The organism is Roseateles sp. P5_B10 (genome assembly GCF_056400485.1).
The window spans coordinates 1-2,662 of the sequence record NZ_JBFULE010000726.1; the positions used below are offsets into that span (position 1 = coordinate 1).

5 protein-coding genes and 1 pseudogene are annotated in these 2,662 nt (G+C 66.6%); 4 read left to right on the plus strand and 2 right to left on the minus strand.

What is annotated here, in order from left to right; genetic code table 11:
• A pseudogene (locus AC1DU6_RS26590) lies at window positions 1–131 on the plus strand (inorganic phosphate transporter); the annotation flags it as partial.
• On the opposite strand, the gene AC1DU6_RS26595 reads toward AC1DU6_RS26590, so the two are convergent.
• Together AC1DU6_RS26595 and AC1DU6_RS26600 are read right to left on the minus strand one after the other, a co-directional pair.
• The gene (locus AC1DU6_RS26595) at window positions 125–553 is read right to left on the minus strand and encodes a TM2 domain-containing protein (protein ID WP_457325225.1); all 429 of its coding nucleotides are present in this window, start codon (window positions 551–553) and stop codon (window positions 125–127) included. The pseudogene AC1DU6_RS26590 and the gene AC1DU6_RS26595 overlap by 7 nt on opposite strands.
• Window positions 550–1,098 carry a GNAT family N-acetyltransferase gene (locus AC1DU6_RS26600; RefSeq protein ID WP_457325224.1) on the minus strand — a complete coding sequence of 183 codons (549 nt, stop codon included), beginning with the start codon at window positions 1,096–1,098 and terminating at the stop codon, window positions 550–552. The genes AC1DU6_RS26595 and AC1DU6_RS26600 overlap by 4 nt, the downstream gene beginning before the upstream one ends.
• A gap of 183 nt (window positions 1,099–1,281) precedes the next feature.
• Here AC1DU6_RS26600 and rpsP point away from each other — a divergent pair, with 183 nt between their 5' ends.
• The 3 genes from rpsP to trmD all read left to right on the plus strand — a co-directional run.
• On the plus strand, window positions 1,282–1,539 hold the full coding sequence (gene rpsP, locus AC1DU6_RS26605) for a 30S ribosomal protein S16 (protein ID WP_056201913.1): 258 nt from the start codon (window positions 1,282–1,284) through the stop codon (window positions 1,537–1,539).
• Window positions 1,540–1,620: 81 nt separating this feature from the next.
• Window positions 1,621–2,136, plus strand: coding sequence for a ribosome maturation factor RimM (rimM, locus tag AC1DU6_RS26610; RefSeq protein WP_235532058.1), 516 nt, complete (start codon window positions 1,621–1,623; stop codon window positions 2,134–2,136).
• Window positions 2,137–2,144: 8 nt separating this feature from the next.
• A partial coding sequence (trmD, locus tag AC1DU6_RS26615) for a tRNA (guanosine(37)-N1)-methyltransferase TrmD (protein WP_477860795.1) occupies window positions 2,145–2,662 on the plus strand: 518 nt, incomplete at its 3' end.

Sequence of the window (2,662 nt, forward strand, 5' to 3'; positions counted from 1 at the left end):
GCTCGGTGCAGCGTCCGTCGGCCGTGCGCTGGGGCGTGGCCGGCAGCATCGTCTGGGCCTGGATCTTCACGATCCCGGCCGCGGCGCTGATGGCCGGCATCTGCTACTGGGTCAGTTTTATTCTCTACTGACCGGCCTGCGATTCGAAATAGCGCTGGGCGCTGAAGGCGATGGTCGCCATCAGCGCCGTGCCGCCGAACAGCAGGCAGAGCACGACGCCGATGACGGCGGCCCAGCCGCCCGTGCTGGCCGGCCGGCCGGCATTGAAGCGGGCGTTCCAGCGCTCGTCCGGCATCAGCCCGTAGACGATGCCGCCGAGCAGGGCGGCGACGAGGCTGGCGCCCAGCAGCGGAATCAGCAGCCACGCCAGGCGATCGTCCTGGCCGAGGGTGTCCATGCGCTGTACGCCGAGCAGACCGAGCAGCGTCGGCACGGGGAACAGCCAAGCCCAGCGGTCCTTGAGCCCATGCAGATAGAAGCGGTGCAGGCCGAAGACACCGACCAGCAAGGCCAGCCAGGTCGCAACGGCTTTGTGTTTGGTGACGCCGCTCATTCGGCGGCGGCGCTGTCACCCAGGCCCAAGGTGCGCTGCATCAACACGACGTCCAGCCAGCGGCCGAACTTCCAGCCTGCGCTTTTCAGCACGCCGGTGTGCTCGAAGCCCAGCGCCGTGTGCACGCCGACGGAGCCGGCATTGGCCGCGTCGCCGATGACGGCCAGCATCTGGCGCGCGCCGGCCGCTTCGCAGCGGGCCATCAGTTCGGCCAGCAGCAGCCGGCCCACGCCCTGGCCTTGTGCGGCGGGTGACAGGTAGATCGAGTCTTCGACACAGAAACGATACGCCAGGCGGGGGCGGAAGTAGTTGGCATAGGCATAGCCCAGCACTTCGCCGCCGCGCTCGGCCACCAGCCAGGGTAGATTGCGACTCAGCACCTCGGCGCGGCGGCGGCCCATCTCGTCGACTCCGGGCACCTCGGTTTCGAAGGTGCCGGTGCCTTCCAGCACGGCGTGGGCGTAAATGGCCTGGATGGCGGCCAAGTCGGCGTCAGTGCTGGGGCGGATCGTCAGGGGCAGGGTGATGGGAGCGGGCTGTGACATTTGTCGGTTTTCGGGACTGCGCAAGAGGAGCTTGATCGAGTTTATAATGCTGGGTTTTCGGCTCTGGTCGCAGATGGCTGCGGCGTATCTACAGAGCCTACCCCGGCAGGGGTTCCTGCCATTCGACTTGTCGCTACTTGAGTGTCTCCTCGTGCGGTGGTCACCCAATTTTTAGGAAACATCATGGTTGTGATTCGTCTGGCTCGCGGCGGCTCCAAGAAGCGCCCCTTCTACAACATCGTCGTCGCCAACAGCCGCCAGCGTCGTGACGGCCGTTTCATCGAGCGTGTTGGCTTCTACAACCCCGTCGCTTCCGGCTCCGCCGAGAAGCTGCGCGTCGAGCAGGACCGCGTGAGCTACTGGATCGGTGTCGGCGCCCAGCTGTCGCCCACGGTGGCCCGCCTGGTTGGCGATGCCAAGACGGCTGCTGTCGCCGCCTAAGCAGGCGTGGCAGGCAACAAGCCTCAGCAAGACGGCGCCTCGGCGCCGTCTTTTGCTTCCTGGCCCGAAGATCTGCTGCCGGTGGGCCGCATCCTTGATGCCTGGGGCATCAAAGGTGGCCTGAAGGTGCAGGCCTACTCGGCCGACGCGGACGCGTTGTTCAGCGCCAAGCGCTGGTATCTGAAGTCGACCGGCCCCAAGCCCAGCCAACTGGTGTTGGCCGTGAAATCGGTGCGCGAGCAGGGCGAGGGCATCGTCGCCGTCGCCGAAGGGGTGGACGACCGCAATGCCGCCGAAGCGCTGCGTGGCCACGAGATCTACATTCCCCGCAGTGACTTCCCGCGCACACCCGACGGCGAGTACTACTGGGTTGACCTGATCGGCCTGGACGTCATCAATCGCGAGTCTGAGGCTTTGGGCCGAGTGATCGGCCTGATCGACACCGGCCCGCATGCCGTGCTGCGCATCCTGCCGCCAGGAGTGGAAGAGCCCGCCAAGCCGGACCAGGAGCGCTTGATCCCCTTCGTCGGGCGTTTCATCGACGACGTCAGCCTGGAAGACCGGCGTATCCGCGTCGACTGGGGCCTGGACTTCTGACCGAAGCCATGCGCTTCGATGTCCTGACGATCTTCCCGGAGCTGTTCGCGCCGCATCTGACGCATGGCGTCACGCGGCGCGCCTTCGAGAGCCGTCAGGTCGACGTGCGCCTGTGGCTGCTGCGCGATTTCGCCGAGGACAACTACCGCCGCGTCGACGACCGCACCTATGGCGGCGGCCCAGGCATGGTCATGCTGGCCGAGCCGCTTGAAAAGGCGCTCACCGCCGTCAAGGCGGATCGTGGCGAGGCGGCGCCCGTCGTCATCCACTTCACCCCGACCGGCGCGCGAATCGATCAGGCCCGCGTGCAGGATCTCGCTGCGGGCCCGGGTGCCATCCTGCTTTGCGGTCGCTACGAAGGCATTGACCAGCGCGTGCTGGACCGTCATGTAACGCTGGAACTCAGCCTGGGCGACTTCGTGCTGTCGGGTGGTGAACTCCCGGCGCTCACCCTGCTGGACGCCGTCGCACGGCTGCAGGAGGGGGTCCTTGGCGACGCCAAATCCCACGAGCAGGACAGCTTCTC

Bases quoted from the DNA above. Each gene is read 5' to 3' on its own strand.
- AC1DU6_RS26595 (WP_457325225.1), bottom strand. From the start codon at position 553: ATGAGCGGCGTCACCAAACACAAAGCCGTTGCGACCTGGCTGGCCTTG.
- rpsP (WP_056201913.1), top strand. From the start codon at position 1,282: ATGGTTGTGATTCGTCTGGCTCGCGGCGGCTCCAAGAAGCGCCCCTTC.
- AC1DU6_RS26600 (WP_457325224.1), bottom strand. From the start codon at position 1,098: ATGTCACAGCCCGCTCCCATCACCCTGCCCCTGACGATCCGCCCCAGC.